The organism is Kitasatospora sp. NPDC058478 (assembly GCF_042720345.1).
In the GTDB taxonomy this organism is placed as follows: Bacteria; Actinomycetota; Actinomycetes; order Streptomycetales; family Streptomycetaceae; genus Kitasatospora.
Window position 1 is genome coordinate 17,653 of the sequence record NZ_JBHXML010000074.1, and the last position, 24,318, is coordinate 41,970.

Consider the following 24,318-nt stretch of genomic DNA (forward strand, 5'->3'; position numbering starts at 1 on the left):
GCCCTGGGGCGGACCGTGGACGGGACATCTCCTCAGACCGGCCTCAGGCCAGCCGCAGGGTCAGCGCGAACTGGGGCAGCGCGAGGAGCAGCACGGCGGTTCCGACCTCGATCCAGCGGTACTTCGCCCGGATGATCGCACTGGTCCCGGCCAGCGAGGACAACAGCGCCCCCACCGGATCACGACCCCCGCACTCGAAGGCGCGGCGCAGCCGCTCCACCCCCGCACCCGGCGCGATGTGCCCGAAGTAGGCCGGGCTGGTCGGGGCCTGCCGCTCGCCCTTCCGGTACCGGGGGACGAGGGCGGCCACGAAGCAGGCGACGGCCAGCAGCGCGCTCACCACCGCGCTCCACCACAGGAACGGCACCGCCCAGGCACGGGGCCCGGATCCGCCACCGCCCCCGCCCAGCGGGATGAACACCCCGAGAACCGCGCCGGTGAACGCCAGGAACACGGCGGCCTTGGCGTCGGCCCGGGTGAGCTCCATGCTGTTGGCGGCCACCAGGCGCTCGATCGCCGCCACCGCCGACGGGCTCGGGGCGGCGTCCGGGGCGGTGGTCGGTGCGGTGGTCGGTGCGGTCGGCACCCGGCCGCCGGGTATGCCGGCGGCGGTCACACCGGGCTCCCGTTCGCCACGCCGCCCGCCCAACCGTTGGCCTGCGAGCGGATCTCGACGAACTCCGGCCCGGCGCCCTGCGGCCCGGGGCCCGGCACCCGCCGTCCGAGCGCGATGAGGCGGTCGCGCAGCATCCGGGACAGCTCCTGCCTCTCCTGCTCGCTCAACTTGCCGAGCATCAGCGCCAGTTGGTCCTGCCAGGTGGTCTCACCCCGGAGCAGTTCGGCGTGGCCGACCGCCCAATCCAGGACCTCCCGGACCTGGTCCGGGTGTCTGGCCAGCCAGAGCGCCGCGAGCGACACCGGGCCCTCCTGAACGGCCCGGCGGCAGAACGCGTACTCGTCCTCGCTCTTGTCCATCCAGTTGTAGGGCACGTCGGCCCCGTCCGGCTCCCCGAGCCGCAGTTCGGCGTCGTGCTCCCGGGCGGACACGTCCGTGACTCGGTAGCCGAGGCCGCAGTGCGGCAGGAGGTGGGGCGTCGCGAGGTAGTGCATCAGCTCGGCCTCGGTCAGCCCGTGCCCGGCGGTGGCGAACTGCTCCTTGAGCTGGCGCAGACGCTGTTCGAGATCCTTGCGGACCGGCAGCCAGCCCCGCACGGTCCGCGCCCGCACGACGTTCACGGCGTCGTGCACCCACCACAGGACGTGGACGTCCACCGACTTCGTGCCGTACGGGGTCGACAGGCCGACCGCCCGCGTCCCGGACCGCTCGTCGAGCTCGACCAGGTAGGCCTCGTCGAATCCGCGCAGGCCCGTCCGGACCGCCACCGAACCCTCCAGATCCGGGTCCTCGTCGGCGCGGGCGCGGCGGCGGTGCCCCACCTGGTGGTAGAGCCCGTCCCGGTCCAGCAGGACCAGCGCGCGGTCGCGCCGCCCGGACCAGCGGTGGCGCAGGGTCTCCCGCCACGGCGCCTGGGTGGCGCGGGCATAGACGGGCGGGTCGCTGTCGGCGGTCATCGGGCTCCTCCATCGGCGGGGGCGGGCCGGTACGGCTGCGGTTCACCCCGGCGCCAGGCGTCCAGGGCGTGCTGGGCGATGTGCCGTCCGGCCAGGTCGGGGTTGTCGTCAGCGTCGATCTCGACGAACAGGCGCATTTCACCGAGGCTCATCTCCTGGGCGAGCGCGGTCAGCAGCGTCTCCACGGCGGCGCGCAGCTGTTCGTTCCAGACCGCCGAGGCGCACCAGAAGCGCAGTGCACGGCTGGTTTCGCCGAAGAGGCCCTCGTCGTTGAGCGACCGCCGAACGAAGGTGATCACGATGTCGGCGAGCTCGCCGTCGGTGAGCAGCTGGTCCTGGAGCCAGGACGGATCCCACAGCAGAGCAGGGAAAACCTGGAGCGAGAGTTCGGCATCAGACTCGGAACGGTCTGCCCAGGCCGCAAGACGGCGCAGGACCAGCGCCTGATTTCCTGCCGCGAACAACGCCTGCAGTGCCCGCCGGACGGCTGCCGCGACCCTCAACTCGTCGCCCTCCCGCCCCTGGTAGCAGCGCCGCAGGAGCGACATCGCGAACTCCGGCCGGGACACTCCGTAGTCCCTTCCACAGGCGTCGGCGGCCGTGGATCGCAGCCGCCAGCTGCGTGCGTAGCTCCAATCCGTGAGTCGGTACTTCACCTCACTGGCCAATACCGGGTCCTGCCCCGCGATACTCAGGGCGAAGGCGGCCGCACTCCGGCTCTGCCCGCGCTCCGACTTGGCCAGGTCGGCGATGTGTTTCAAGGCGCTCCGACCGCCACCCCAGCTGGCCGCCAGACCAACCACACGCCCCAAGGGCACGGCCAGCTCGGGGGCCTTTTCGGGGACCGTGTCCATCCAATCGGTCAGCAGCCTGGACAACTCGCCGTACTGCCGCCAGACGTGCCGCAGCACCGTCTCGGCCTGGCGGTGCCGGGTGAAGCGCACCGGCTCCACTGTGTAGGTGTAGCGGGAGGTCGCCCGGATCTCGCCGGGCGCGCACTCGGCCCGGACGGTCGCCAGGAGTTCGTCCAGCGACCGCCGGAAGACGAAGCGCGGGTTCGGGCGGGGAGCCTCCCGGCTCACCGCGCCGCTCTGGCCGTCGTCACCGCCCGTCGGCAGGACGGAGTCGAGACGGCCATCGGCCAGCTTGAGCAGCCGGTCGGCCTCGTCCCGGACGATCCGGTGGTCGAGTCCTTCGAAGACGCTGGTCGCCAGCAGGAACGCGAGTCCGTCCGGGTCGTCGTGCAGCTTCTTCAGCAGATCGGGGACCTCCTTCTCGGCGAGGAAGCTGAGCCGCCTGCGGAGATCGGCGAGGTCGGGGCCCTCGTCACCGGCCCTGGCCACCTCGGCGACCAGTTCGGCGACCTGGGCGGGGACCAGTTCCGACGCCAGGAGGTCATCCAGTCCCGGCCGCAGCCGCTCCAGCAGGTGCCGACGCCGGTCGGGGTCGGGGACGGCGGCCTTCAGACGGGCCTCGAAGACCACGCCGGGCGGTGGGGGCACGCAGCGCACCGGGGTGAGGTCCAGGTCGCGGGCGAGGCTGCGGAGCAGGTCCGGGTCGTGCGGCAGCATGACCACCATGCGTGCCCTCGCATCCGCCAGCAGGCGGCGGAGGTTGGCGACCACCGCCGGGCCCAGCCGGAGGGTGGGCAGCAGGCCGTGCACCAGGTACCCGCGGGCCTCGGCGTCGCGGGGGCGCCAGGTGGACAGGTCCTCGTCGCTGTCGAGCGCGCGCAGCTTCATGCTGTGCCCGCTGTGCTGGGACAGCAGGTTGAGGGCCGCGGTGCGGCGCCCGGTGCCGGGCTCGCCCGCCAGGAACAGCAGGCCGGTGTCCAACTGCCCCAGCGCCGAGGGGAACCACTCGGGCTGGGCGAAGCCGGCCCGCGCATCCAGGATCTCCAGTGCGGAGATCGGGCCTTCGTGCGCCTCCACGTGCGGGCCGCCCGGGGCGGACGTCGCGCCGGCGTTCTCGACGCGCTGGTCCCCGTGCACGGCGCCGGTGTTGATGTTGCCGTTCGGGGCGTAGATCAGATGGGGCCCACCGGGGGCCGCCCAGCGGCCGAGCCGGCTGAGGAACTCCCGGTCGGGGTCGGCAAAGTCGTCGGCGTCGTCCGGGTCCGGGTATCCGGGCTCGGTCCCGTCCTGGCCGGGCGCCGGGCCGTTGGACGCCGGGCCGTCGGGGCGGTCGCCGGACTGGCCGGCGCCGGACGGCCGCTCCTCGGCGCTCACCGGCGGCGCTCCTTCTTGTCACCGTGGAAGGTGTCGCCCTGGTTGCCGTGGACCGTACCGGCCTTGTGGCCCGCCACGTAGTCGCCCCCGAAGGAGTCGCCGCGCACCTTGGTGACCCGCTGATCGCCCTCCACGTTGGTGACCTGTTGGCCGCCCTCCACGTTGGTGACGTGCTGGCCGCCGTGCACCGTGCCGCCGCCGTTCACGTTTCCGCGGTCGGCCCGGTAGCTCACCGGCCCGCTCCCCGCGCGGCCGCCGTCCGCCTGCCCGGCCGCCGGCTCCGCCGCCGCGGCCTGCGCCCGCTCGTGCTCCCCGACCACGGCGTCGCCCAGGATGCGGCGGTCGTAGAGGTTCCCTGAGGGAGCGGGCACGTACAGCCAGGCCCGCTGGTCGAACTGCTTGCCCTCTACGGTGGCCGGCACCTCGATGAAGTGGTCGGGGTGGCGGCCGGTGAATCCGCCCGCCACCGCGTCCTGGTAGCAGCGGTCGGACAGGATGGCGGCGACCTGGGTGATGCTCTCGTTGGAGGCGGCCAGCATGGCCTTCACCGGGCGGGAGTCGAGCAGGCGGTGGGTGTCGTTGCGGGGCGTGCCGTTGCCGTCGAACTCGCCGCCGGAGTCGGGCAGCGGCCCGATGTGGAGGCTGACCCGCAGCCGGATCCGCACCGTCCCGACCGAGTGCACGTTGAACTCGGTCAGCACCTCCTGGAGGGTGTGCAGCCACGGGTGGATCAGGAACGGCATCCACGCGGGGTCGAAGCCGAAGACGTAGCCGTCGCCGGTGGAGGCGGGGAACCGGCGGCCGTGCCAGACCTCGGCGAGCCCGGCGCGCTCGAAGGACCACTGGAGGACCTTCGGGACGGCCTGGCTGATCATGCCGTGCTCGATGGCCGGGTAGCCGGTGAAGTCCTTGGCGTCGACTGCCACGATGCCCCGGTACGGCGGCAGCTGGCGGCTCCGGCTGTAGGGCAGGGCGCTGGCCTCGGGCATCGGCTGGTCGGACTGCGACATCTGTGCTCCTTGTGGTTCCCGTGCGGACCGTGTGCCCCAAGCTTCGCGAGCGCGCGCCGTGCGGTGTGCTCGCTCAGTGCGGAAACCTGGTGACGCCCGTCACACGAACTGACGCAGCATCAGTCGTGCGAGCCCCCTCCGAGCAGGCCGGCGCCGCGTCAGTCACGCGCCCCGTCGGCCACCCGCCGGAGCGCGGACAGGTCACCGATGACGATCGACTTCCGTCCGGCGTGGACCTGGTGGGAGCCGAGTTCGGCCAGGCCCGCGGTGACGGTGTTCCGGGACACCCCGAGGTGCTGGGCCAGTTCGTCGCGGGTCAGGGCGAGTTCCGTACACCGACCCGGCGGCCCCGCCGGGTCCGCGGAGACGTCGGCCAGGGCGGCCAGGGCGGCCGCCAGCCGGACCACGATGTCGCCGCCGCTGCGGGCGAGGTCCGATTCCCGCAGCCTGCCGATGGCGTAGCGGACCATCACCGGGAACAGGTCCCGGTCCGTGACGAACCGCAGGAACGCGCCCTTGGTGAGGACCGCGACCGTGCAGTCCGAGATCGCCTGGACGCTCGCCGAACGGACCCCGTCGTCCAGCACGGCCACCTCGCCGAGCAGTTCACCGGGGCCGCGGAACGCCAGCAGCCTGACGTCTCCGGTGCGCTCCCGTCGGGTCACCTTCGCCACCCCGCTCAGCAGGGCGAGCACGTGCGTTCCGGGCTCCGCCTGGCGCAGCAGGGTGGCGCCGATCGGATGCCGGCGCTCGAAAGCCTCCGCCAGCATGCTCTTCCAGGTCACTTCACCCATGAGTCGGCACAGGGTCTGGCCCAGGGGGTCCGCCGTTCGGCCGTGATCGTTCATGCGACGACCTTAGGAGCCGCCGCGACGGGTGCGCAGACGGATGCGGTCTCCCGCCGGAATTTCCCTTGGGCGCCCCGGTGGTGGCGGCCCCCGGGAGGGGGGTCGGTCCGGTCGGGGTTGGCGCAGAGGGTGCGTCTTAGCACGAACTGGACTGATGGGGCGGGGAATTGGCGAAGAAACCCTTCGCATGAGCGAATCCGGGGCGGGTTGGCGGCGCGCGCGGGGCGGGGCGAGAAGCCTGGTGGCGGGACGGCGGCCGGCCGGGGCTGAGACTGGTGTGCGAGATGTCCGGCATGTCCGGAACGGCGGGACAAGTCGGCTGTACAGCTGGATTCTTGAGTTTCCGTCAGTATTGTCCTGAACTTGGCTATGCTGCATCACCATGCCTCCGGCGCCGGCCGTCGCCCGTCCCCGTACTGTTCCGATCGTTTGAGGATGCCGAGAATGCTTCGAGCTGGATCATCACCCGCCAGACGGCCGTCCGCGCCCCTGCTCGGGTGGCTGCTGCCCACCGCCGTGATGGCGGCGGCCGTGGCGGCCGCCGCGGCGGTGGTGTCCGCCGGGGTCCGTGCGGAGGTGCTCTGGTGCGGGGCGACGGGCACCGTGCTGGTGGCCGTGGTGGCCGCCGAGTCGGCCCGCCGGGGGCGTGCGCTGGCCGCGTTGCGGGAGCAGCACGCCCGGCAGGTGGGCGAGTTGCAGCGGCGGCTGGCCGGCCAGGAGGCCGAGGCGGTGCGGCTGGCGAAGGAGGAGCTGCCGAGGCTGGTGGCCCGGGCCCGGTACGGCGCGTCGATGGACAGCCTGGCCCGGTCGTACCAGGTGCGCGATCCGCTGGCCGCGCCGAAGTTCCGGGGCGCGCTGGAGTCGGTGGTGCGCGGGATCATCGTCGCCGTCGACGACGAGGTGAACCGGCGCGACTCCGCCGAGCGGGCCTTCGTCAACATCGCCCGCCGGGTGCAGGCGATCATCCACCGGCAGGCCAAGGACCTGCGCGAGATGGAGGACCGGCACGGCAACGACCCGGCGGTCTTCGACGACCTGCTGCGCCTGGACCACGGCAACGCGCTGACCGGCCGCCTCGCCGACAGCATCGCCGTCCTGTCCGGCGCCCGCCCCGGCCGTCAGTGGACCAGGCCGGTGGCGCTCTACAGCGTGCTGCGCGGCGGCATGTCGCGCATCCTGGAGTACCAGCGGGTGGACCTGCACCCGGTGGCCCAGGTGTCGGTGATCGGACCGGCCGTCGAGCCGCTGATCCACGCCGTCTCCGAACTGCTCGACAACGCCACCCGCTACTCGCCGCCGCACACCCATGTGCACCTGAGTGCCGCCGAGGTGCAGAGCGGCATAGCGATCGAGATCGAGGACGGCGGCCTCGGCCTGACCGACGAGGCCCGGATCCGCGCCGAGCGCAGTCTGCGCGAGGCCCAGGTCTCCAAGGACCTGGACGACCTCACCGAGTCGCCCCGGCTGGGCTTCGCGGTGGTCGGCCGGCTGTGCCAGGCGTACGGCTTCCAGATCTCGCTGCGCCGTTCCGCCTACGGCGGCGTCCGGGTCGTGCTGGTGGTGCCGCAGGAGTTGGTCACGACCGCGCCCCCGACCGGGCGGGCGCACGGGATCGGCGCGTTCTCCGGCCCCCGGCCGCTCCCGGCGAACCCGCCCAAGTCGGCGGCCCCGTCGCGGCCGTGGGGGGCGCGGGCGGCGACGACCGGCGTGGCGGGGCCGTCCGCCGGACCGTCCTTCGGGGCGTCCGGTCCGTGGGCGCCGAGCGGGCCGGGCCCGGGGGACGACGAGGTGGTGGTGACCGAGCGCACCGCGAACGGCCTGCCGCAGCGGCGGCGGCGCCCGCCGACCCCTCCGGCGGGCTACCCCGGCTCGGCCCGGACCGCCGGACAGTACGGCAACCCGGCCTCGGGGCCCGCCGCGGGCCCCGCCCCGGGGACGGGAGGGCGCCACGCCAAGGAGCCGGTACAGCCCGGCCTCTGGCTGGAGGCGTTCACCGAGGGGATCAACGGCCATGGGCCGGCTGCGAGTTCGGCCGGTCAGACCAGTGAAGAGACGGCAGGGAAAGGCGAGCAGTGATTCCGCACCGCAGCAACATGGACTGGATCCTCAAGGACCTCGCGGACAGCGTGCCGTACATCCGCCACATCGTCGTACTCTCCGGCGACGGCCTCCGGATCGCCCAGCACGGCACCGATCCGGACACCGCCGACCGGCTCGCCGCCGCCTGCGCCGGGCTGCAGAGCCTGGCCGCGGCGGTGGGGCAGGAGTTCCCGCACGGCGACGGCTCGATGCGGCTGGTGGTGATCGAGGTGGACGGCGGCTTCTTCTACCTGATGGCGGCCGCCTCCCGCGCGTACCTCGCGGTGCTCGCCGACGAGGGGGTCGACGCCGGACTGGTGGGCCAGCAGATGCGCGACCTGGTCGCCCGGATCGGCGAGCACCTGGCCACTCCCCCGCGCAACCCCGAGGTGGTCGCGTGAACCGGCCGGAGCGGCGGGCGGTGCGCCGTCCCGGTCGCGACCGGGAGCGGGACCGCGACAGGGACCGCGACCGTCTGACCCGGCATCGCGGAGCGGGCACATGAACGAGCACAGCGAGGCGGGCACATGACGACGGCCGACCAGGACGGGTGGGACGGCCCCGACCCCGCCCGCCTGTACGTGATCACCCGCGGCCGCAGCGGCCCGGCCGGACCGGGCGTCTTCGACCTGGTCACCCTGATCGTCTCCCGCGCGGAGCCGACGCCCACCATGCAGCCCGAGCACGCGGCCATCCTGCGGCTGTGCCGCTCGCCGCTCTCGGTGGCGGAGGTCTCCGCCTACCTCGAACTGCCCACCAGCGTCGTCACCGTGCTGCTGGCGGACCTGCTCGACGACGGGCGGATCGAGGCCCGCGCCGCCGTCCCCAAGGCGGAACTTCCCGACCGTGCCCTGTTGGAGGCGGTGATCCATGGACTTCAAAGGCTCTGACACGGTGGTCGGGCCGGCCGCCTCGGACCTGCTGCCGGACTCCGTCGCGATGGCGGTCAAGGTGGTGATCGTGGGCGGCTTCGGCGTCGGCAAGACGACGCTGGTCGGCTCGGTCAGCGAGATCCGCCCGCTGACCACCGAGGAGACCATGACCCAGGCCGGGGTCGGCGTGGACGACCCGACCGGGGTCGAGCGCAAGACCTCCACCACGGTGGCGATGGACTTCGGCCGGATCAGCATCAGCGACCAGCTCGTGCTGTACGTGTTCGGCACCCCCGGGCAGGAGCGGTTCTGGTTCCTCTGGAACGGCCTGTTCGAGGGCGCCCTGGGCGCGGTGGTGCTGGTGGACACCCGCCGGCTGGAGGTCAGCTTCGAGGTGATCGGGCGGCTGGAGGACCGCGGCGTGCCCTTCGTGGTGGCCGTCAACGACTTCCCGGAGGCGCCGGCGCACCCGGTCGACGAGTTGCGGGCCGCCCTCGACCTGCCGCCCGAGGTGCCGATCGTGGCCTGCGACGCGCGCAGCCGCGAGTCCAGCCGGGACACCCTGATGACCCTGATGCGGTACCTGTACGAGCTCGCGGCTCCGACCGCCCGCTGACGACCGCCCGCTGACCGGGCCGGCCATGCCCGCCCGCGCGCCCCGCCGGCCGAACCCCCCGTCCGCACCGCCGACCCCACCCGACCCCGGAGAGCCCGTGAGCACCCCGTTCCCCGACGATGCCGCCCCCACCCCGCCGCCCGGCTGCCCGGCCCACGGGCACGCCCTCGAACCGTTCGGCCCCGGCGGCGTCCGGCGCCTGTACGGGCCGGAGGCCGAGGCCGACCCGGCGGGCCTGTACGAGAAGCTGCGCGCCGAGCACGGCGAGGTGGCCCCGGTCCTGCTGCACGGGGACCTCCCGGCCTGGCTGATCCTCGGCCACGGCGCGAACATCACCGCGATGCGCTCGCCGTCCCTGTTCTCCCGCGACTCCCGCCTCTGGTCGGCGTTCCGCAACGGCGACGTCCCGATGGACTCCCCGCTGATGCCGGTGATCGCCTGGCAGCCGCTGTGCGTGTTCGCGGACGGCGAGGAGCACCGACGGCTGCGCGGCGCCGTGCTGGACGGCCTGAACCGCTTCGACCGGCGCGGCGTGCGCCGCCACGTCCGGCGGTTCACCACCGAGCTGGTGCAGGTGGTCGGGCAGACCGGCCGGGCCGAGCTGGTCACCCAGTTCGCCGAGCACCTGCCGATGCTCGTCATGACCCAGCTGCTCGGCATGCCCGACGAGTACGGACCGCAGCTGGTGAACGCCGCCCGGGACCTGATGAAGGGCACCGAGACGGCCATCGCCAGCAACGAGTACGTGGTGGCGAGCCTGCGCCGGACGATGGCCGCCAAGCGCGAGGACCCGGGCGGCGACCTGGTCACCTGGCTGCTGGAGCACCCGGCCGGGCTGACCGACGACGAGGTGATGGAGCACCTGCGGGTGGTGCTGCTCGCCGCGAACGAGACCACCGTCAACCTGATCGCGGACACCCTGAAGATGGTGCTCACCGACCCCCGGTTCCGCGCCCACCTGTCCGGCGGTCAGATGACCCTGGGCGAGGCGCTGGACCAGGTGCTGTGGGACTCCCCGCCGATGTCGCTGGTGGCCGGCCGCTGGGCGACCGTCGACACCGAGCTGGGCGGGCAGCAGATCAGGGCCGGTGACCTGCTGCTGCTCGGACTCGCGGCCGGCAACGTCGACCCGGTCGTCCGGCCCGACCTGGCCACCCCGCTGTACGGCAACCGCTCCCACCTCTCCTTCGGCGCCGGCCCGCACGAGTGCCCCGGCCAGGACATCGGGCGCTCCGTCGCCGAGGCCGGGATCGACATCCTGCTGACCCTCCTGCCGGACCTGCGGCTCGCCGTGCCGGAGGAGGAGCTGACCTGGACCTCCGCCTGGATCTCCCGGCATCTGGTGGAGCTGCCGGTGGAGTTCACCCCGCGCGAGATCGAGCCGCACCCCGACTCCAAGCCGGTCGACGCCCCGGACCCGGCAGCCGTCACCGCACCCGAACCCGCGCCGACGGTGGCGGTGGCGGTGGAGGAGGCGGAGGCGGTGGAGAAGGCGGAGGCACCGGCCGCCGTCCGGATCCCGGCGCAACGGCGCGGCTGGTGGCGGACGTTGACCGGCCTGTTCCGGCGCTGACGGCCCGTCGCTAGTGGCGGTCGGTGCGGGGCCGCTGCAGGGTGAAGGTGTCGACCGGGGTGAGGTCCCCGTGCGGGCCGTCGAAGGTGTAGTACGTCACCCGCATCCTGGTCAGACCGCCGCGCCGGTCGCCGGGGTCGACGTCGAAGGCCGCGAAGCCGTGGGTGTGCTGCCGGTCCTGGACGGCGGCCCACGGGGCGTCCTCGGTCAGCCACACGGACTGCCGGTACGGGGCCGGCGGGCGCGGCGCGTCCTCCAGCGCGACGACCACCCGGCCCTTGGGCTCCCCGAACAGGTCGTCCTGGGTGGTGGCGGCGTTGCCGCCGGCGCCGATGACCATGTGGACGGTGCCGCGGCTGGTGTCGACCGTGTGCAGGTCGGTACCGGACGGCACCGGGGTGCGGGTGTCGTTGGGCAGGGTCCCGCGGACGGGGTGGGAGCGCTCGTAGTAGTGCTCGTGGCCGCTGACCACCAGGTCGACCCCGTAGGCGTCGAACAGCGGGCCCCAGGCCTCGCGGATGCCGAGGTCGCTGCCGGCGCCGTGCTGTGAGCTGGAGATCATCGGGTGGTGCATGCAGACCACGATCCAGTCGATCGCCCGGCTGCTCCGCGCCGACCGCAACTCGCGCTCCAGCCAGCGCTGCTGGGCCCCGCCGGAGTAGCCGCGCAGATAGTGGTCGCCGCTGTCCTGGATGGCCACGTCGTCGTTGGCCAGGCTGATGAAGCGCACCGAGCCGACCGTGAAGGCGTACCACATGCCCCGGGTCTCCGCGTCGTCGGCGGCCGTGGAGTCGGGCAGTTCGAAGTAGGTCTGGTAGCCGAGGGCGCCGATCGGGCCGTTGCCGGCCTCGTTCTCGCCGTTGCCGGCGCAGGGCATCCAGGGGCGCAGCCGGGCCGAGCGGCTGTTGTTGATGAACCAGTCGGCCCAGGTCAGCGTACGGCTCTGGCCGTGCCGGCCGCTGTAGGAGGCGTAGCAGAGGTCGCCGTTGACCAGGTTGAACAGCGGGCCGACGCGTTCGACGGCGGCGACGATGTCGGCGGAGTGCGGGGTGCCGACCTGGCTGCTGGTGAACACCGGGTACTTGCCGAGCGGTGACGGCATGCCGTCGGGGAAGACCACCTGGCGGCGGAGGTTGGGGGTGGCCTGGTCCCCGAAGCTGGTGAAGGTGAAGGGCGCGCGGCCGCGCGGGGCGGTGGTGAAGGAGCCCGGCTCGGGGCTCGCACCGTCGTGGCCGGCGGTGTAGAGGTAGGTGGTGGCGGGGCGCAGGCCGGTGAGGCGGGCGTGGTGGACGTACACCTCCTCCTTGCCGAGGGCGTCCCGGTAGGTGCGGGTCTGCGCCTCGACGACCCGGCCGAGGCCGCCGTCCGGTGAGCCGAGCCGGACCTGCGGGCGGCGCACGGACTGCGGGGTGATCCAGGAGACCGTCATGTCGGCGGACGGGTCGGTGCCGAACTGCAGGTGCAGCCCGCTCACGCTGGGCGCCCCGGTCCGGTGCGGGGTGGACTGGAGCAGCGGGCTCGCGGCGGGCCCCGCCTCCTGACCTGTCTCCGGGCTTGCCTCCGGGCCTGTCTCCGGGTCCGCCGCCGCGGCCGGTTGGGCGGCCGCACCGCCCGCGACCAGCGCGGCGCCGGCCGCGGATGTGCCCTTGAGAATGGACCTGCGTGCGATCGTCATGGAGCTCCGCCTGCCGAGTGGGGGTGTCGACCCGGAGCACTGTACAGACATGTGCATGCAGAAACGATCGATATGACGGACGGTCACCACCGGTACGACGGAGGGCATGCGTCGGCCCCAGCGGGGGTCGGGGGCTCCGCCGGGGCCGGGCGCAGGGGGTCGAGCTCAGGGGGTCGGGCGCAGGACCCGGGGGTCAGGCGCCGAGAATCAGGCGCCGGGGATCAGGGGCACTGCTTCCAGGCGAGGTGGTAGACGGTGTTGATGCTGCCGTCCGTCGAGTCCATGGTCATGAAGCTCGTGGTGCTGTTCGGGTCCGAGCTGCCGGCGCCGACCCGCAGTTCGGTGTTGATGTTGAAGTTGCGCTCCTCGCCGCAGGGGGCGAAGACCAGGGCCGCGACGTCGACGGTGTCGGTCGCCTGCCAGTTGTCGTCCTTGGGGCCGTTGAAGTGGTGGCTCAGCTGGGCGGTCGCGGGGTCGCCCTGGAAGTAGTAGCTGGCCTGCTGGGTGCCGCTCGCACCCTTCTCCAGGTGGGCGAAGCCGCGGTAGTCGGCGGAGGCGATCGCGTAGGTGAACCCCTGGGGGACGTGCACCCGCAGGTTGAGCTGACAGTTCTTCCGGAAGTCGGTCGGCTTCGACCCGACCCCCACCTGGGCGAGGTAGCTGCTGTAGGTCACGGTGAAGGCGGTGTTGTCCGGGGAGACGGCCACGGCGGCCGTCCCCGCCGGGCAGCCGGAGCCGTTGACGGTCGCGACGTCGATGACGATCCGATCCGGCGGCGTCGGGAGCGCGCCGGCGCCGAGGGCCGGCGAGGCGAACAGGCTTGCGACGATTCCGGTCGTGGCCAGTACACGGAGCAGCATGGGCTTCCCCTTCGATCGTCCACGGAGCCGGGGCCGGCGCGGTGACGTTCCCAGCGCCTTGACGCTTCGAGCGCCTTGACGTTCCGAGCGAGTTGGCGCTTCGAGCGCGGCCCCGAAGTTGACATGGCTATGTCACCACACTCGGGGCGTCCACGTACAGGGGGTGACGCGCCTCCCGGGTGACCTGCGGGCGTGGGTCCGGCGGTCCGTCGACGGGGCCTCGCATAGTCGGATGGCCAGTCACACCTTCCGATCGTGAGACGAGCCGACGATGTTGCTGCCCCACCGCCGGACCGCCACCGCGGCCCTCGCCCTGTTCCTCGCCCTCCCGGGCTGCGGCGCCCCGGACACCGCCCCGCCGCCCGCCGCCACGGCGACGCCCACCGCAACCGGGCCGCGACCGTTCACCCTGGTCGCCACCGGGGACGTCCTGCCGCACACCGAGATCATCCAGCAGGCCGAGGAGGACGCCGGCGGGAGCGGATACGACTTCACCGCCATGCTCGCCGGCATCAAACCACTGGCCAGCGGCGCCGACCTGGCCATCTGCCACATGGAGACGGTCTACGGCGCCGACGGCGGACCGTACACCGGCTACCCGACCTTCAAGTCCCCGCCGCACGTCGCCCGGGCCCTCAAGGACACGGGCTACGCCTCCTGCGACACCGCCTCCAACCACACCCTCGACGACGGCCCCGCCGGGATCAGACGCACCCTCGACGCCATGGACGCCGTCGGCCTCGCCCACACCGGCTCCGCCCGGACGGCCGACGAGGCCGGCCGGCCCGCCCTGCTCCGGGCCGGCGGCGCCACCGTCGCCCACCTCGCCTACACCTACGGGACCAATGACATCGCGCCGCCCGAGGGCCGGCCCTGGGCGGTCAACCTGATCGACCGGGACCGGATCCTCGCCGACGCGCGCGCCGCCCGGGCGGACGGCGCGGACCTCGTGGTGGTCAGCGTCCACTGGGGCACCGAGTGGCAGGACGCGCCGAACGAGCAGCAGCTCACCCTCGCCCGCGAGTTGGCCGTCGAACCGGCGCCCGGACAACCCGACATCGACCTGATCCTCGGCACCCACGCCCACATCCCGCAGGCCTACGAGAAGATCGGCGACACCTGGACGGTCTACGGCCTCGGCGACCAGCTCGCCGGACACATGTTCACCTACGACGGCGCCGAGGACCCACGCGGCAACTGGAGCTCCCTCGCCCGTTTCACCGTCACCCCGCCCGCCCGGCCGGGGCTGCGCTGGACGGTGAGCCGCGCCGAGTTCGTCCCGCAGATCACCGACCTCGGGCCGCCCTACCGGGTGCTCGACCTGCGCGAGGCCGTCCGCCGCAACCCTGGCCGCGCCGACTACGCCCGCGCTCTGGAACACATCCGCTCGGTGGTGCTCAGCCGGGACGCGGGCGCGGCGGGGCTCACCATGGCACCGTAGAGCGGAGAAGCCGTAGGGCAGTTAATCCTTAAGGCCGTTAAGCCGTAGGGCAGTTAAGCCGCAAGGCCGTTACGGCTTGCGGCCCAGCCCCGCGTAGGCCGCCACCTCGTGGTCGCCGAGCACCGGGCCCTCGCCCAGCTCCGGGTGCCAGCGGTTGATCAGCACCACGCCCGGGTCGTCCAGTTCCAGCCCGGCGAAGAAGCGCTCGACGCCCGCGCGGGGGCGCAGGTGGTTCTCGATTCCGGCCTCCGAGTAGCGGCGGGAGCCGATCGCGACCAGGTCTGGAATCGAGTCGGCGGTGCCGGCGGTCAGCGCGAGGAAGCTGCCGGAGGGCAGGGCGTCGACCAGCGTGCGGACCGGCGGGTGCGCGGCCTCGTCGGAGAGGAAGTGCACGATGTTGATCAGCGTCAGCGCGATCGGCCGGTCGAGGTCCAGGGTGGCGGCCACCGCGGGATCGGCGAGGAACCTCCCCGGCTCGCGCAGGTCGCCCTCGACGTAGGCGGTGCGGCCCTCGGGGGTGCTGGTGAGCAGCGCGCGCGAGTGGGCGAGCACGATCGGGTCGTTGTCGACGTACACCACCCGGCAGGACGGGTCGACGGCCTGGACGACCTCGTGCAGGTTGGGCGTGGTGGGGATGCCGGTGCCGACGTCCAGGAACTGGCGGACGCCGTGCACCTCGACCAGCCGGCGGACCATCCGGTGCATCACCGCGCGGGCCTCGACGGTGGCGGCGCGCGAGCCGGGCCACTCCCCGAGGATGCGGTCGCCGACCTCGCGGTCCACCGGGAAGTTGGTCTTGCCGCCGAGCAGGTAGTCGTAGACTCGGGCCGGGTGCGCGCGGTCGGTGCGCAGGTCCACCTGCGGCGCCTCCTCGAACCGGACCCCGGTCAGCCAGCCGTCCGGACCGCTGTTCTCCATGTCTTGCCCTTCCGCACGTTCGTTCCCGTCCCACTCAACCACAGGAGGTGATCGAACGTCAGCCGCTTTGGGACGGTACCCGACCGCTGCGCGCCTTGACCGCCGGGGCCCCCACGGCGGCGACGAAGGACGGCACCCGCAGGGCGGTGACGAGGCCGAGCGCCGGGCCCAGCGTGCAGAGGGTGACGTAGCCGGGGATCAGGCCGAGCCGGTGGTGGTCGTGCAGCCACTCGGCGAGCAGCGGGAAGGAGCCGCCGAACGCGGCGATGGTGGCCGCGTTGACCACGCCGAGGCCGAGGGCGCGGACCTCCGTCGGGAACAGCAGGCCGGTGAAGACGTTGAGCGTCCCGAGCACCGTCGCCACCAGCATCCCCAGCAGCACGGCGACGAGCTGGAACGGCAGCCAGCCCTGCCGCAGCCCGATCAGCAGGACCGGGACCAGCAGCACCGGCAGCGCGAACCCGGCCCGGGCCACCGGCAGCAGGCCGAAGCGGTCGGCGGCGGCGCCGCTGAGCAGCATGGTGGCCAGCACCACCGCGAGCACCACGGTCATGAAGGAGGTCGCCTCCTCCCGGTCGACCACCCCGTAGGCGGCGGCGTACTGCGGCAGGTAGACCAGGGCGAAGTAGTAACCGACCGTCCCGCCCAGGGTGTTGAGGAAGACGGTGAGCACCGCCCAGCGGTGCTCGCGCAGCACCCGCAGGAACGGCGGGCGGGCACCCGTCGACTCCGCCCGGGCGCGGCGGAACTCCGCGCTCTCCGGGGCCGCCCGGCGCACCCAGACGGCGGCCAGCCCGAGCAGCGCCGCGACCACGAAGGCCCAGCGCCAACCACCGTTGGTCACACCGGACTTGCCGAGGGTGTGCAGCAGCAGCGCGAGCACCCCGTAGGAGAGCAGCGAGCCGACGATGATCCCGCCGTAGGAGACCGAGCTGAACGCGAAGCGGTGCCGGGGCGGGGCCGTCTCGGTCACGTACGCGGCGACGCTGGGCGCCTCCCCGCCGAAGGCCAGCCCCTGCACCACCCGTGCGGCGACGGCCAGGACCGCCGCCCAGGCGCCGATCGTCCGCTGGTCCGGCAGCACGGCGATGCCGAGGCTGGCAACGGCGATCACGGACATGCCGAGGGTCAGGGCGAAGCGCCGCCCCCGGGTGTCGCTGAGCCGCCCGATCAGGTACGAGCCGACCGGCCGGGCGACGAACCCGACCGCGAAGGTCGCGTACGCCCCGAGCAGGCCGCTGACCCCGCCCTTGCCGTGCCCGAAGAGGTCCGCCGCGAAGTACGGGGCGAGGACGGCGTAGATGTTCCAGTCGAAGGACTCGACCACCGAGCCCACCGTGGCGGCGGCCAACTCCCGTCGCCTCCGGCCGGCTTGCGGCTCCTCGGGCGGCGGGGTGGTTCCGGTCCGATCTGTCATGGCCTCAGCATGGCACCGATCGGGGTGCCGCGGTATCGGACGCGGCGAGGTCCGCCGCCCCCGGCGGGCCGGTGCTACCGGCCGGGGTGGTGCTACCGGCCGGGGTGGTGGACGAAGCGGTAGGTCTCGCGGTCCAGTTCGGTGACCTCCACGCCGATCGCGGCGGGCACGTCGAGGCGGGCCTGAAGCGCGGCGAGCACCCGGGCCGTCAGCTCGGCACGCTGCGCGGTGCTGCGGCCGGCCAGGATCTTGATCTCCACCAGCACCACCGCGCGCCCGTCCGCCCCGTCGCCGACCACGTGGCGCCCGGCCGGGCGGAACAGCGTCTTGCAGTCCGCCACGGTGGTGTCGATCACCGCGGCGATCAGCCGGTGGACCTCCTCGGCGAAGCCCGCCTGGTCGAGGGCGAGGCCGGCGGAGTGGTCGACCAGGATCTGCGGCACGGAGACCTCCCAGGAGACGGAGCCTCGCGGGGCTCCTCGGACAGTGCCGCGACGCTACCGTGTGCGGCCGCGCAGCCCTCGGGCAGGGCGCTCACCGAGGTGTGACACGGCGACGGCGCGGCGCTCCCGGTCCCCCGTTGCGCCGGGGGTACCGGGAGCCCTGGAGCGTGAACAGCGTGGTCAGCAGCCGAAGTTGATCAGTCGGAAGGTCACGTAGTGGTCGCCGGTGTAGTAGTCCTCGCGGGTGCGCTGGCCGGTGACGACCCGGCGGGTGCCGCGGGTCGGCGAGCCAGGCGTCACCACGGTGTACTCGTGGTAGTAGCCGTAGGACTGGCTCGGCAGCACGCGCTCCTTGTTCTGGAACACCACGCCGTCCTGGCTGTACGGGAAGGGCCCGCCGGAGGCGATCAGGTTGAGCGTGGTGCGCGCCTGCGACGGCAGGGCGGACAGGCACACCGAGCCGCTCACCGCGGCGTGCGCCTCGGTGGCGACCGCGACGGGCGCGAGGGTCATCAGGGCGACGGCGGTGACGGCGGCGGCGCGGGACTTCCACGCGCGTAGAGTTCGGGTCATGACAACCAGCATGGCGACCGGCCCGGCCCGCCGAAAGCCCTGATCCAACTCTTCATCTCGGGTCAACTCGACGTATTCGCGGCAGACTTGACCTGGAAAGCAGCTGGTCCGGGCCCGCCCTACGCCGAGCCGAGCCGAGCCGAGCCGAGCCAAGGCGAGCCGAGCCGAGCCGAGCCGAGCCGAGGCCGGACACGCCTGCGCCACCGGGGCGTTCACCGCCCCGGTGGCGCGTCCGGCGTCTCGGCGTCAGCCCCGGGGCAGGGCCAGGGACTGGACGGCCGGAAGCTTGCGCCAGTCGCTGGAGACGATGCTGGCGTGCGCCCGGGCCAGTTGCTCGGTGCGGGCGCGGGCCTGCTCGGCCGTCGGGTCGGTGGCACTGATGGCGGGCGCCACGTTGTGCGCGTCCGTCATGACCAGCAGGTAGTGCGAGCGGTCGTACCACGCGGTGTCGACGCCGTTGAGGTACGTGGCGGCGTCGCCGTCGAAGACCACGAACCAGGGCCGGATCCCGGCGTCCGCGCCCGTGTACGCGGCGCGCGGGTCGCCGGTCTTGGCGCCGTGCACGGCGGGGAACAGCTGGGCGTCGCCGATCCGGCCCGCGGCGGCGAGGTCGCGCAGGTGGCGGCCGTACTCGACATCGGTGTGCAGGGTGTCGAAGGGGTTGCTCTCCTCGACCGTCCCCGGGATCGCGTACAGCAGGACCTTTCCGGCCAGCGCCGCGCGGCTCGGCCAGTTGCCGGCCCGCACCGCCTCGTCGACGCCGGCGTACGAGCCGCCGCCCGGCTTGACGAGCAGGTCGGCGGGGCGCAGCACGGCCGGGCCCAGGTGGGCGGCGATCAGCGTGTCCAGTTCCGTCGGCCCCATGCCGAGGTTGGCGGAGAAGCCCGCCTTCAGCTCCAGCTTGACGACCAGCGGGCCGGCGCCGGGGTGGGCGCCGAGCCAGACCCGGACGTCGTCGAGGCAGTTCTCCAGGTTCTTGTTGGCGCCGCCGCTGTAGAGCTGCGCCGGGGTGCTGGCGGCGGTGCAGTTGTTGGAGTTGCCGAGCGGGTTGGAGTGGCTGACCTTCCACTCCTTGGTGACGATGTCCGTCCAGATGTCCAGCTCGATCATCCCGGTGCCGGTGTCGAGCCCCTGTGCGAGGTACGGGTAGGCGGCCGGGTCGTAGGTGTTGTGCAGGCCGACGGTGGTGGCCGAGCCGAACGGCAGGTCCGCCGGGCCGCTCGCGGCCGCGTCCTGCGCCGCGTCGGCGGTCGCCGGTATCAGGGCCGCGGCGGCGGCGAGCAGGCCGGCCGCCAGGATGGCGGCGGCGGTGCGGCGTACGGTCACAGGTACTGTCCCCCCAAGTGCGGATGTGCCTCCGGCCGCCCCTCCCGGACGGTCGGACGAAGCATCGCCCACCAGGGCGAGCTTCGGGTGAAGAAGACACGACAATAGCGTGACGGCTGTACCGCTCCCGCCCGGGTTAGCGTGGGCCGTCCAGCAGGCGCGGCCCGGTCCGCGCCGGAGCACCGAGCACCGGAGGAACTCCCGTGTCCCTGGTCCGCGTCCACAACTTCTCGATCTCGCTCGACGGCTACGGAACGGGCGAGGGGCAGAGCCTCGACTCGCCGTTCGGCCACGCCGGCGACCGACTGCACGGCTGGTTCTTCCAGACCCGGACCTTCCGGCGGATGCACGGCCGGGAGGGCGACACCGGCGGCGACACCGGCGTCGACGACGCGATGGCCCGCACCTGGAGCGACGGCATCGGCGCGGAGATCATGGGGCGCAACAAGTTCGGCCCGCAGCGCGGCCCGTGGCAGGACCACGAGTGGCAGGGCTGGTGGGGGCCGGAGCCGGTGTTCCGCACCCCGGTCTTCGTCCTCACCCACCACCCGCGCCCCACGCTGGAGATGGCGGGCGGGACGACCTTCCACTTCCTCGACGCCACGCCCGAGGAGGCACTGCGCCAGGCCCGGGAGGCCGCCGACGGGAAGGACGTCCGGATCGGCGGCGGCCCGAGCACCGTCCGGGCCTTCCTGGCGGCGGACCTGATCGACCACCTGCACGTGGTGGTGGTGCCGATCGTCCTCGGCCGCGGCGAGCGGCTCTGGGACGGGCTCGAAGGCCTGGAGCAGCGCTTCCGCACCGAGGCGGTGACCAGTCCGAGCGGCGTCACCCACCTCACCTTCACCCGGCGGTGACCGGGCGGTAGCCGGGCAGCAGCCGAAGGCGGTGGCCTCCCCGCACCCGCGGGGAGGCCACCGTCACGCTCGGACCGTCAGACCTGTCGGACCGGTCAGGCCCGGCCAGAACCGGTCAGACCCGGTCGGCCGCGATCAGGACGTACTGGAACGAGCCGTCCCTGTAGGAGTTGATGAACGCCTCCTCGATGCCGGTGACCAGCGAGGAGGTGGCGCGCAGCTCCCAGTAGGGCAGGGTGGCGGGGGTCAGGTCGATGACGGCCTGCGGCACCAGCCGGTTGTCGGCCATCGCCCGCAGGTACTCCCGGCGGGAGTGGATGTTGCACTCGAAGTGCGCGTTGATCTGCGAGACCCACTTGGACGGCTGCCCGTAGGCGGGGTTCCAGCAGCCGGTGACGGTCACGTACCGGCCGCCGACGGCGAGGATCCGGGAGTGCTCGGCGAACAGGTCGTGCAGGTCGACGTACATGCTGGACTCGTTGTTCCACGAGCCCGCCACCTGGCCGGTCTCGAACGGCATGTCGAGCATGTTGCAGACCTGCGAGCGGACGAAGTCGCCGATGCCCAGCTCGCGGGCCCGGTTGTTGCCGAACTCGGCCTGCTTGGCGGAGAGCGTGACGCCCTGGACCCGGCAGCCGAAGCGCTGGTGGGCCATCACCATCGAGCCGCCGCGGCCGCAGCCGGCGTCCACCAGGGTGGCGTCGGCCGGAACCGCACCCAGGTGGTCGAGGAGCAGCTCGGCCTGCGCGGACTCCAGGCGGTGCAGCTCGGTGATCACCTTCTTCTCGCGCTCGCTGTCGGCCGGGTCGCCGATGGCGGCCTGGTCGACGTCGCCGATGCCGTAGTGGTGGTGGTAGAGGCCGTCCACGTCGCCGAGGCGAAGGTTGACCGGCCGTGCCTCGTGGTCCCAGTAGCGTGCGATGTCGCCCTGGTAGGGAGTCGCCGGCCCGGGGATGGCGGCGGTGTCGGCGGGGGTGGTGATGTCGTCGGTCAGGGACATGCGTCAGCTCCTAGCGGGTGATCAACGGAAGAGGGATGGCTGCCGGAAACGGTGGTTACCAGAAGTCGGGCAGGGTGTAGCGGAAGGAGTTGGTCCGGTGCCAGAAGTGGTTGCCGTCGACCCACGCGGACACACCGCGCAGGAACCGTACGAGGGTCGGGACGGGGCAGGCCGCGGCCAGCGCGGCCGCCTCGGCCTCGAAGGCGTGCATCAGGTCGTTGTGGACCTCGACCGCCTTGAGGTAGCCGTCCCGGTGCGAGCAGTCCTCGCGTTCGGCGATCACCACGGGCAGGTTCAGGTGCACTCCGGGAATGGACAGCTCCTTGGTGTACGAGTACAGATCGTTGACGATGGTGGTGGCGTTGCCGGCCAGGGCGATCACGCGCTGCATGGCGGGTAGCGCGTGCAGTTCGGCCGGCAGCTCGTAGCCGCCGACGGTGTCCGTGATCGTCGGGCAGGGGCGGAAGTTGTTGAACTGGCGCATCGCCAGGTACTCCCACACCTGCGGGACGTGCTCGGTCTCGGCCCACGACGCCTCGGCGAGGTACCCGAGGTGCAGCCGCGCCATGTCGTGCCGGAACCGGTCCGCCTGGGAGGGCGTGGAGGCCCGGGTGAAGTACTCCATCGCGGAGCGGTACGCCCGGCGGGGGGCGTCCTCGTGCAGCGAGGCCTCCCACTCCGGGTGGTACTCCGGCGTGGTGTGCAGCGGGTCGAGCGCGGTGTGCGCCAGTAGCAGGCGCCCGCCGAGGCCGACCGGTGAGCCGCCGTGGTCCTCGCAGTAGCAGTCGTCGACCGCGTTCTCGGCGACCATCAGGCGGGCGGCGAGCATCAGGTGGTCGACGCTGGGCGCGTCGGGGTGGCAGGCCACCATGTAGCGGCCGGTCGAGAAGCCGTCGAACTGCTTCTCCCAGTCCGGCGGGTACAGCTCGACCTCGTCCAGCGCCCAGGCCTTGATCCTGAGGCCCAGTTCCTCCACCCGCACCGGGTCGGGCTCGGCCACCGGGTGGTGGTAGAGGCCCGGGATGGCGTCGCCGGGCTTCGGCTTGGAACCACCCGGCTTGGAACCGCCCGGCTTCGAACCGCCCGGCGCGGGGCTGTCGGACGCGGGGACGCCGGGCACGTGGGTGTTGGGTGCGGGCGCGGTCGGGACGGGGGGACTCGGTGCCAGGTTCAGGCCCGCGGTGCCCAGGCCGCTCGGCCCGCGCAGGATCCGCTCGATCGCCGAGGAGCTCATGACCCCACCGCCGCGGCGGCAGTGCGCTCGAAGGGTGTCCCCGCTCTGGTGCACAGGGGCATGGAGCCTCCTCTGACTCTGATGAAGGATCGCAAGACATGACGGCTTGTCACCTGGCCGACGGCGCGGGCGGTCTTCGAACGCGCCCCCGTCTCGCTCGGTTCACAACCGTAGGCGCGGGGGCCGGTTCGGAAACGTTCCGGACGATCTTCTACACCCGATCAGGTGAACGTGGGCCCGTATGGCGTTTGAAACGCCGCCTCCTCATGCATCGGTCCGCCGCGCCCGCCGGTGTAAGGGGGAGAAGAATGGCCACGACCCCGTGACGGAACGGGGCCAGGAAGGACGTACCAGCACATGGAGACCCAGGGCCGCAGCCGCACCGCACTGGTCGAGGACCTCATGGAGCGCTTCCCCGACGTGCCCCGGGAGGCCGTGATCAAGGAGGACCTGCTGCGCGGCGGCATGGCCTTCGACGAGTCCGCCCTCAGCGGCAGCACCGGCGCCGACGGGAGCGGCGAGGTCAAGCCGAAGTCGTACTTCATCTTCTCCTTCGACCACCGCACCCTGCCCGAACTCGGCGCGGCCGCGCTCAACCGCCCGCCGGAGGAGGTCGTGCTCACCGGCGGCCCGTACGGGCTGCGCCGCACCGTGGTGTCGGTGCGCGTCAACCCGGACTCGCCGTACCGGGTCGGCGCCGGGGAGGACGGCACGCTCGGCCTGTACCTCGACGGCGCGCGGATCGCCGACGTGGGCCTGCCCCCGATGCCGGACTACTACCGGCACGCCCTGGCCAACGGGAAGTCGGTGATGGAGGTCGCCCCGACCATCCAGTGGGGCTACCTGATCTACCTGACGGTCTTCCGGGTCTGCCAGTACTTCGGCGCCAAGGAGGAGTGCCAGTACTGCGACATCAACCACAACTGGCGCCAGCACAAGGCCGCCGGCCGCCCCTACACCGGGGTCAAGCCGGTCGAGGAGGTGCTGGAGGCGCTGGAGCTCATCGACCGCCACGACACCGCCCGCGCCTCCCAGGCGTACACCCTCACCGGCGGCGCCATCACCTCGCAGGTCGGCGGCCGGGACGAGGCCGACTTCTACGGCCAGTACGCCAAGGCCATCGAGGAGCGCTTCCCCGGGCGCTGGATCGGCAAGGTCGTCGCGCAGGCCCTGCCGCGCGAGGACGTCCAGCGCTTCCACGACTACGGCGTGCGGATCTACCACCCCAACTTCGAGGTCTGGGACAAGCGCCTGTTCGAGCTGTACTGCCCCGGCAAGGAGCGCTACGTCGGCCGCGACGAGTGGCACCGGCGCATCCTCGACTCCACCGAGGTGTTCGGCCCGGAGAACGTGATCCCCAACTTCGTCGCCGGGGTCGAGATGGCGCAGCCCTTCGGCTTCACCACCGTCGACGAGGCCATCGCCTCCACCCGGGAGGGCCTGCGCTTCTTCATGTCCCACGGCGTGGTGCCCCGCTTCACCACCTGGTGCCCCGAACCCACCACTCCGCTCGGCAAGGCCAACCCCCAGGGCGCCCCGCTGGAGTACCACATCCGCCTGCTCCAGGCCTACCGCGCCACCTTGGAGGAGTTCGGCCTCTCCTCCCCGCCCGGCTACGGCCCGGCCGGCCCCGGCAAGGCGGTCTTCTCGGTCAGCTCCTTCATGGACTCGCTGCCCGGCTGAGCCCCCGGCGCACGCCGCCCCCGGTCGACATGACGGTACGTCAGGATGATGCCGGGGGCCGTCGGACCACCGCGAGGAGGAGGCGGACCCCGC

General features: G+C 72.8%; 21 protein-coding genes and 1 pseudogene. 8 read left to right on the forward strand and 14 right to left on the reverse strand.

From position 1 onward, the window contains the following. Positions 1–43: 43 nt before the first annotated feature. The 5 genes from ACFWPT_RS32780 to ACFWPT_RS32800 form a co-directional block, all read right to left on the reverse strand. Positions 44–616 (reverse strand): Pycsar system effector family protein, encoded by a 573-nt coding sequence (locus ACFWPT_RS32780; protein WP_380486232.1) that lies wholly within the window; start codon positions 614–616, stop codon positions 44–46. Beyond that, positions 613–1,572: a hypothetical protein gene (locus tag ACFWPT_RS32785; protein WP_380486234.1), complete on the reverse strand. Its 960-nt coding sequence runs from the start codon at positions 1,570–1,572 to the stop codon at positions 613–615. The genes ACFWPT_RS32780 and ACFWPT_RS32785 overlap by 4 nt, the downstream gene beginning before the upstream one ends. Continuing rightward, a complete protein-coding gene (locus ACFWPT_RS32790) occupies positions 1,569–3,800 on the reverse strand; it encodes a hypothetical protein (RefSeq protein WP_380486236.1) in 2,232 nt (743 codons plus the stop codon). The genes ACFWPT_RS32785 and ACFWPT_RS32790 overlap by 4 nt, the downstream gene beginning before the upstream one ends. Continuing rightward, on the reverse strand, positions 3,797–4,810 hold the full coding sequence (locus tag ACFWPT_RS32795; protein WP_380376029.1) for a hypothetical protein: 1,014 nt from the start codon (positions 4,808–4,810) through the stop codon (positions 3,797–3,799). Before ACFWPT_RS32795 ends, ACFWPT_RS32790 begins: the two co-directional genes overlap by 4 nt. 158 nt (positions 4,811–4,968) lie before the next feature. After that, entirely contained in the window at positions 4,969–5,604 is a 636-nt protein-coding gene (locus tag ACFWPT_RS32800) for a Crp/Fnr family transcriptional regulator (protein WP_380486238.1), read from the reverse strand. A gap of 498 nt (positions 5,605–6,102) precedes the next feature. Here ACFWPT_RS32800 and ACFWPT_RS32805 point away from each other — a divergent pair, with 498 nt between their 5' ends. The 5 genes from ACFWPT_RS32805 (at position 6,103) to ACFWPT_RS32825 (ending at position 10,798) form a co-directional block, all read left to right on the forward strand. Continuing rightward, complete coding sequence (locus ACFWPT_RS32805) at positions 6,103–7,734, forward strand: ATP-binding protein (RefSeq protein WP_380486240.1); 1,632 nt, start codon at positions 6,103–6,105, stop codon at positions 7,732–7,734. 17 nt (positions 7,735–7,751) lie between these two features. Continuing rightward, positions 7,752–8,138, forward strand: coding sequence for a roadblock/LC7 domain-containing protein (locus tag ACFWPT_RS32810; RefSeq protein ID WP_208869028.1), 387 nt, complete (start codon positions 7,752–7,754; stop codon positions 8,136–8,138). A gap of 126 nt (positions 8,139–8,264) precedes the next feature. After that, complete coding sequence (locus tag ACFWPT_RS32815; RefSeq protein ID WP_063345928.1) at positions 8,265–8,627, forward strand: DUF742 domain-containing protein; 363 nt, start codon at positions 8,265–8,267, stop codon at positions 8,625–8,627. After that, positions 8,608–9,225, forward strand: a complete 618-nt coding sequence (locus tag ACFWPT_RS32820; RefSeq protein WP_063345929.1) for an ATP/GTP-binding protein — start codon at positions 8,608–8,610, stop codon at positions 9,223–9,225. The genes ACFWPT_RS32815 and ACFWPT_RS32820 overlap by 20 nt, the downstream gene beginning before the upstream one ends. 97 nt (positions 9,226–9,322) lie before the next feature. Then, positions 9,323–10,798: a cytochrome P450 gene (locus ACFWPT_RS32825; protein WP_380486242.1), complete on the forward strand. Its 1,476-nt coding sequence runs from the start codon at positions 9,323–9,325 to the stop codon at positions 10,796–10,798. A gap of 10 nt (positions 10,799–10,808) precedes the next feature. On the opposite strand, the gene ACFWPT_RS32830 is transcribed toward ACFWPT_RS32825, so the two are convergent. Beyond that, a complete protein-coding gene (locus tag ACFWPT_RS32830; RefSeq protein ID WP_380486244.1) occupies positions 10,809–12,473 on the reverse strand; it encodes a purple acid phosphatase family protein in 1,665 nt (554 codons plus the stop codon). Between the two features lie 221 nt (positions 12,474–12,694). Beyond that, positions 12,695–13,333, reverse strand: coding sequence for a DUF4360 domain-containing protein (locus ACFWPT_RS32835; protein ID WP_380486246.1), 639 nt, complete (start codon positions 13,331–13,333; stop codon positions 12,695–12,697). Between the two features lie 271 nt (positions 13,334–13,604). Here ACFWPT_RS32835 and ACFWPT_RS32840 point away from each other — a divergent pair, with 271 nt between their 5' ends. Then, positions 13,605–14,774, forward strand: coding sequence for a CapA family protein (locus ACFWPT_RS32840; protein ID WP_380486248.1), 1,170 nt, complete (start codon positions 13,605–13,607; stop codon positions 14,772–14,774). 69 nt (positions 14,775–14,843) lie between these two features. Here ACFWPT_RS32840 and ACFWPT_RS32845 read toward each other — a convergent pair whose 3' ends face one another. The 5 genes from ACFWPT_RS32845 to ACFWPT_RS32865 all read right to left on the reverse strand — a co-directional run bounded on the left by ACFWPT_RS32845 (position 14,844) and on the right by ACFWPT_RS32865 (position 19,451). Further along, positions 14,844–15,692 (reverse strand): SAM-dependent methyltransferase, encoded by an 849-nt coding sequence (locus tag ACFWPT_RS32845; protein ID WP_063345934.1) that lies wholly within the window; start codon positions 15,690–15,692, stop codon positions 14,844–14,846. Positions 15,693–15,750: 58 nt separating this feature from the next. Then, the gene (locus ACFWPT_RS32850; protein WP_380486250.1) at positions 15,751–17,109 is read right to left on the reverse strand and encodes an MFS transporter; all 1,359 of its coding nucleotides are present in this window, start codon (positions 17,107–17,109) and stop codon (positions 15,751–15,753) included. Between the two features lie 92 nt (positions 17,110–17,201). Continuing rightward, a complete protein-coding gene (locus tag ACFWPT_RS32855; RefSeq protein WP_380376040.1) occupies positions 17,202–17,552 on the reverse strand; it encodes a 5-carboxymethyl-2-hydroxymuconate Delta-isomerase in 351 nt (116 codons plus the stop codon). A gap of 180 nt (positions 17,553–17,732) precedes the next feature. Next, complete coding sequence (locus tag ACFWPT_RS32860; RefSeq protein ID WP_244293569.1) at positions 17,733–18,065, reverse strand: ribonuclease domain-containing protein; 333 nt, start codon at positions 18,063–18,065, stop codon at positions 17,733–17,735. 306 nt (positions 18,066–18,371) lie between these two features. Continuing rightward, positions 18,372–19,451: a phosphatidylinositol-specific phospholipase C domain-containing protein gene (locus ACFWPT_RS32865; RefSeq protein WP_380376042.1), complete on the reverse strand. Its 1,080-nt coding sequence runs from the start codon at positions 19,449–19,451 to the stop codon at positions 18,372–18,374. Positions 19,452–19,654: 203 nt separating this feature from the next. Here ACFWPT_RS32865 and ACFWPT_RS32870 point away from each other — a divergent pair, with 203 nt between their 5' ends. Next, positions 19,655–20,308: a dihydrofolate reductase family protein gene (locus tag ACFWPT_RS32870; protein ID WP_063345937.1), complete on the forward strand. Its 654-nt coding sequence runs from the start codon at positions 19,655–19,657 to the stop codon at positions 20,306–20,308. 115 nt (positions 20,309–20,423) lie between these two features. Here the strand turns inward: ACFWPT_RS32870 and ACFWPT_RS32875 are convergent, their stop codons facing one another. Beyond that, the gene (locus ACFWPT_RS32875; RefSeq protein WP_380486253.1) at positions 20,424–21,308 is read right to left on the reverse strand and encodes a geranyl diphosphate 2-C-methyltransferase; all 885 of its coding nucleotides are present in this window, start codon (positions 21,306–21,308) and stop codon (positions 20,424–20,426) included. Positions 21,309–21,363: 55 nt separating this feature from the next. Then, a pseudogene (locus tag ACFWPT_RS32880) lies at positions 21,364–22,533 on the reverse strand (family 2 encapsulin nanocompartment cargo protein terpene cyclase); the annotation flags it as partial. A 366-nt stretch (positions 22,534–22,899) separates the two neighbouring features. Between ACFWPT_RS32880 and ACFWPT_RS32885 the strand changes: the two are divergent. After that, positions 22,900–24,225 (forward strand): radical SAM protein, encoded by a 1,326-nt coding sequence (locus ACFWPT_RS32885; protein ID WP_380486255.1) that lies wholly within the window; start codon positions 22,900–22,902, stop codon positions 24,223–24,225. Positions 24,226–24,318 lie beyond the last annotated feature (93 nt).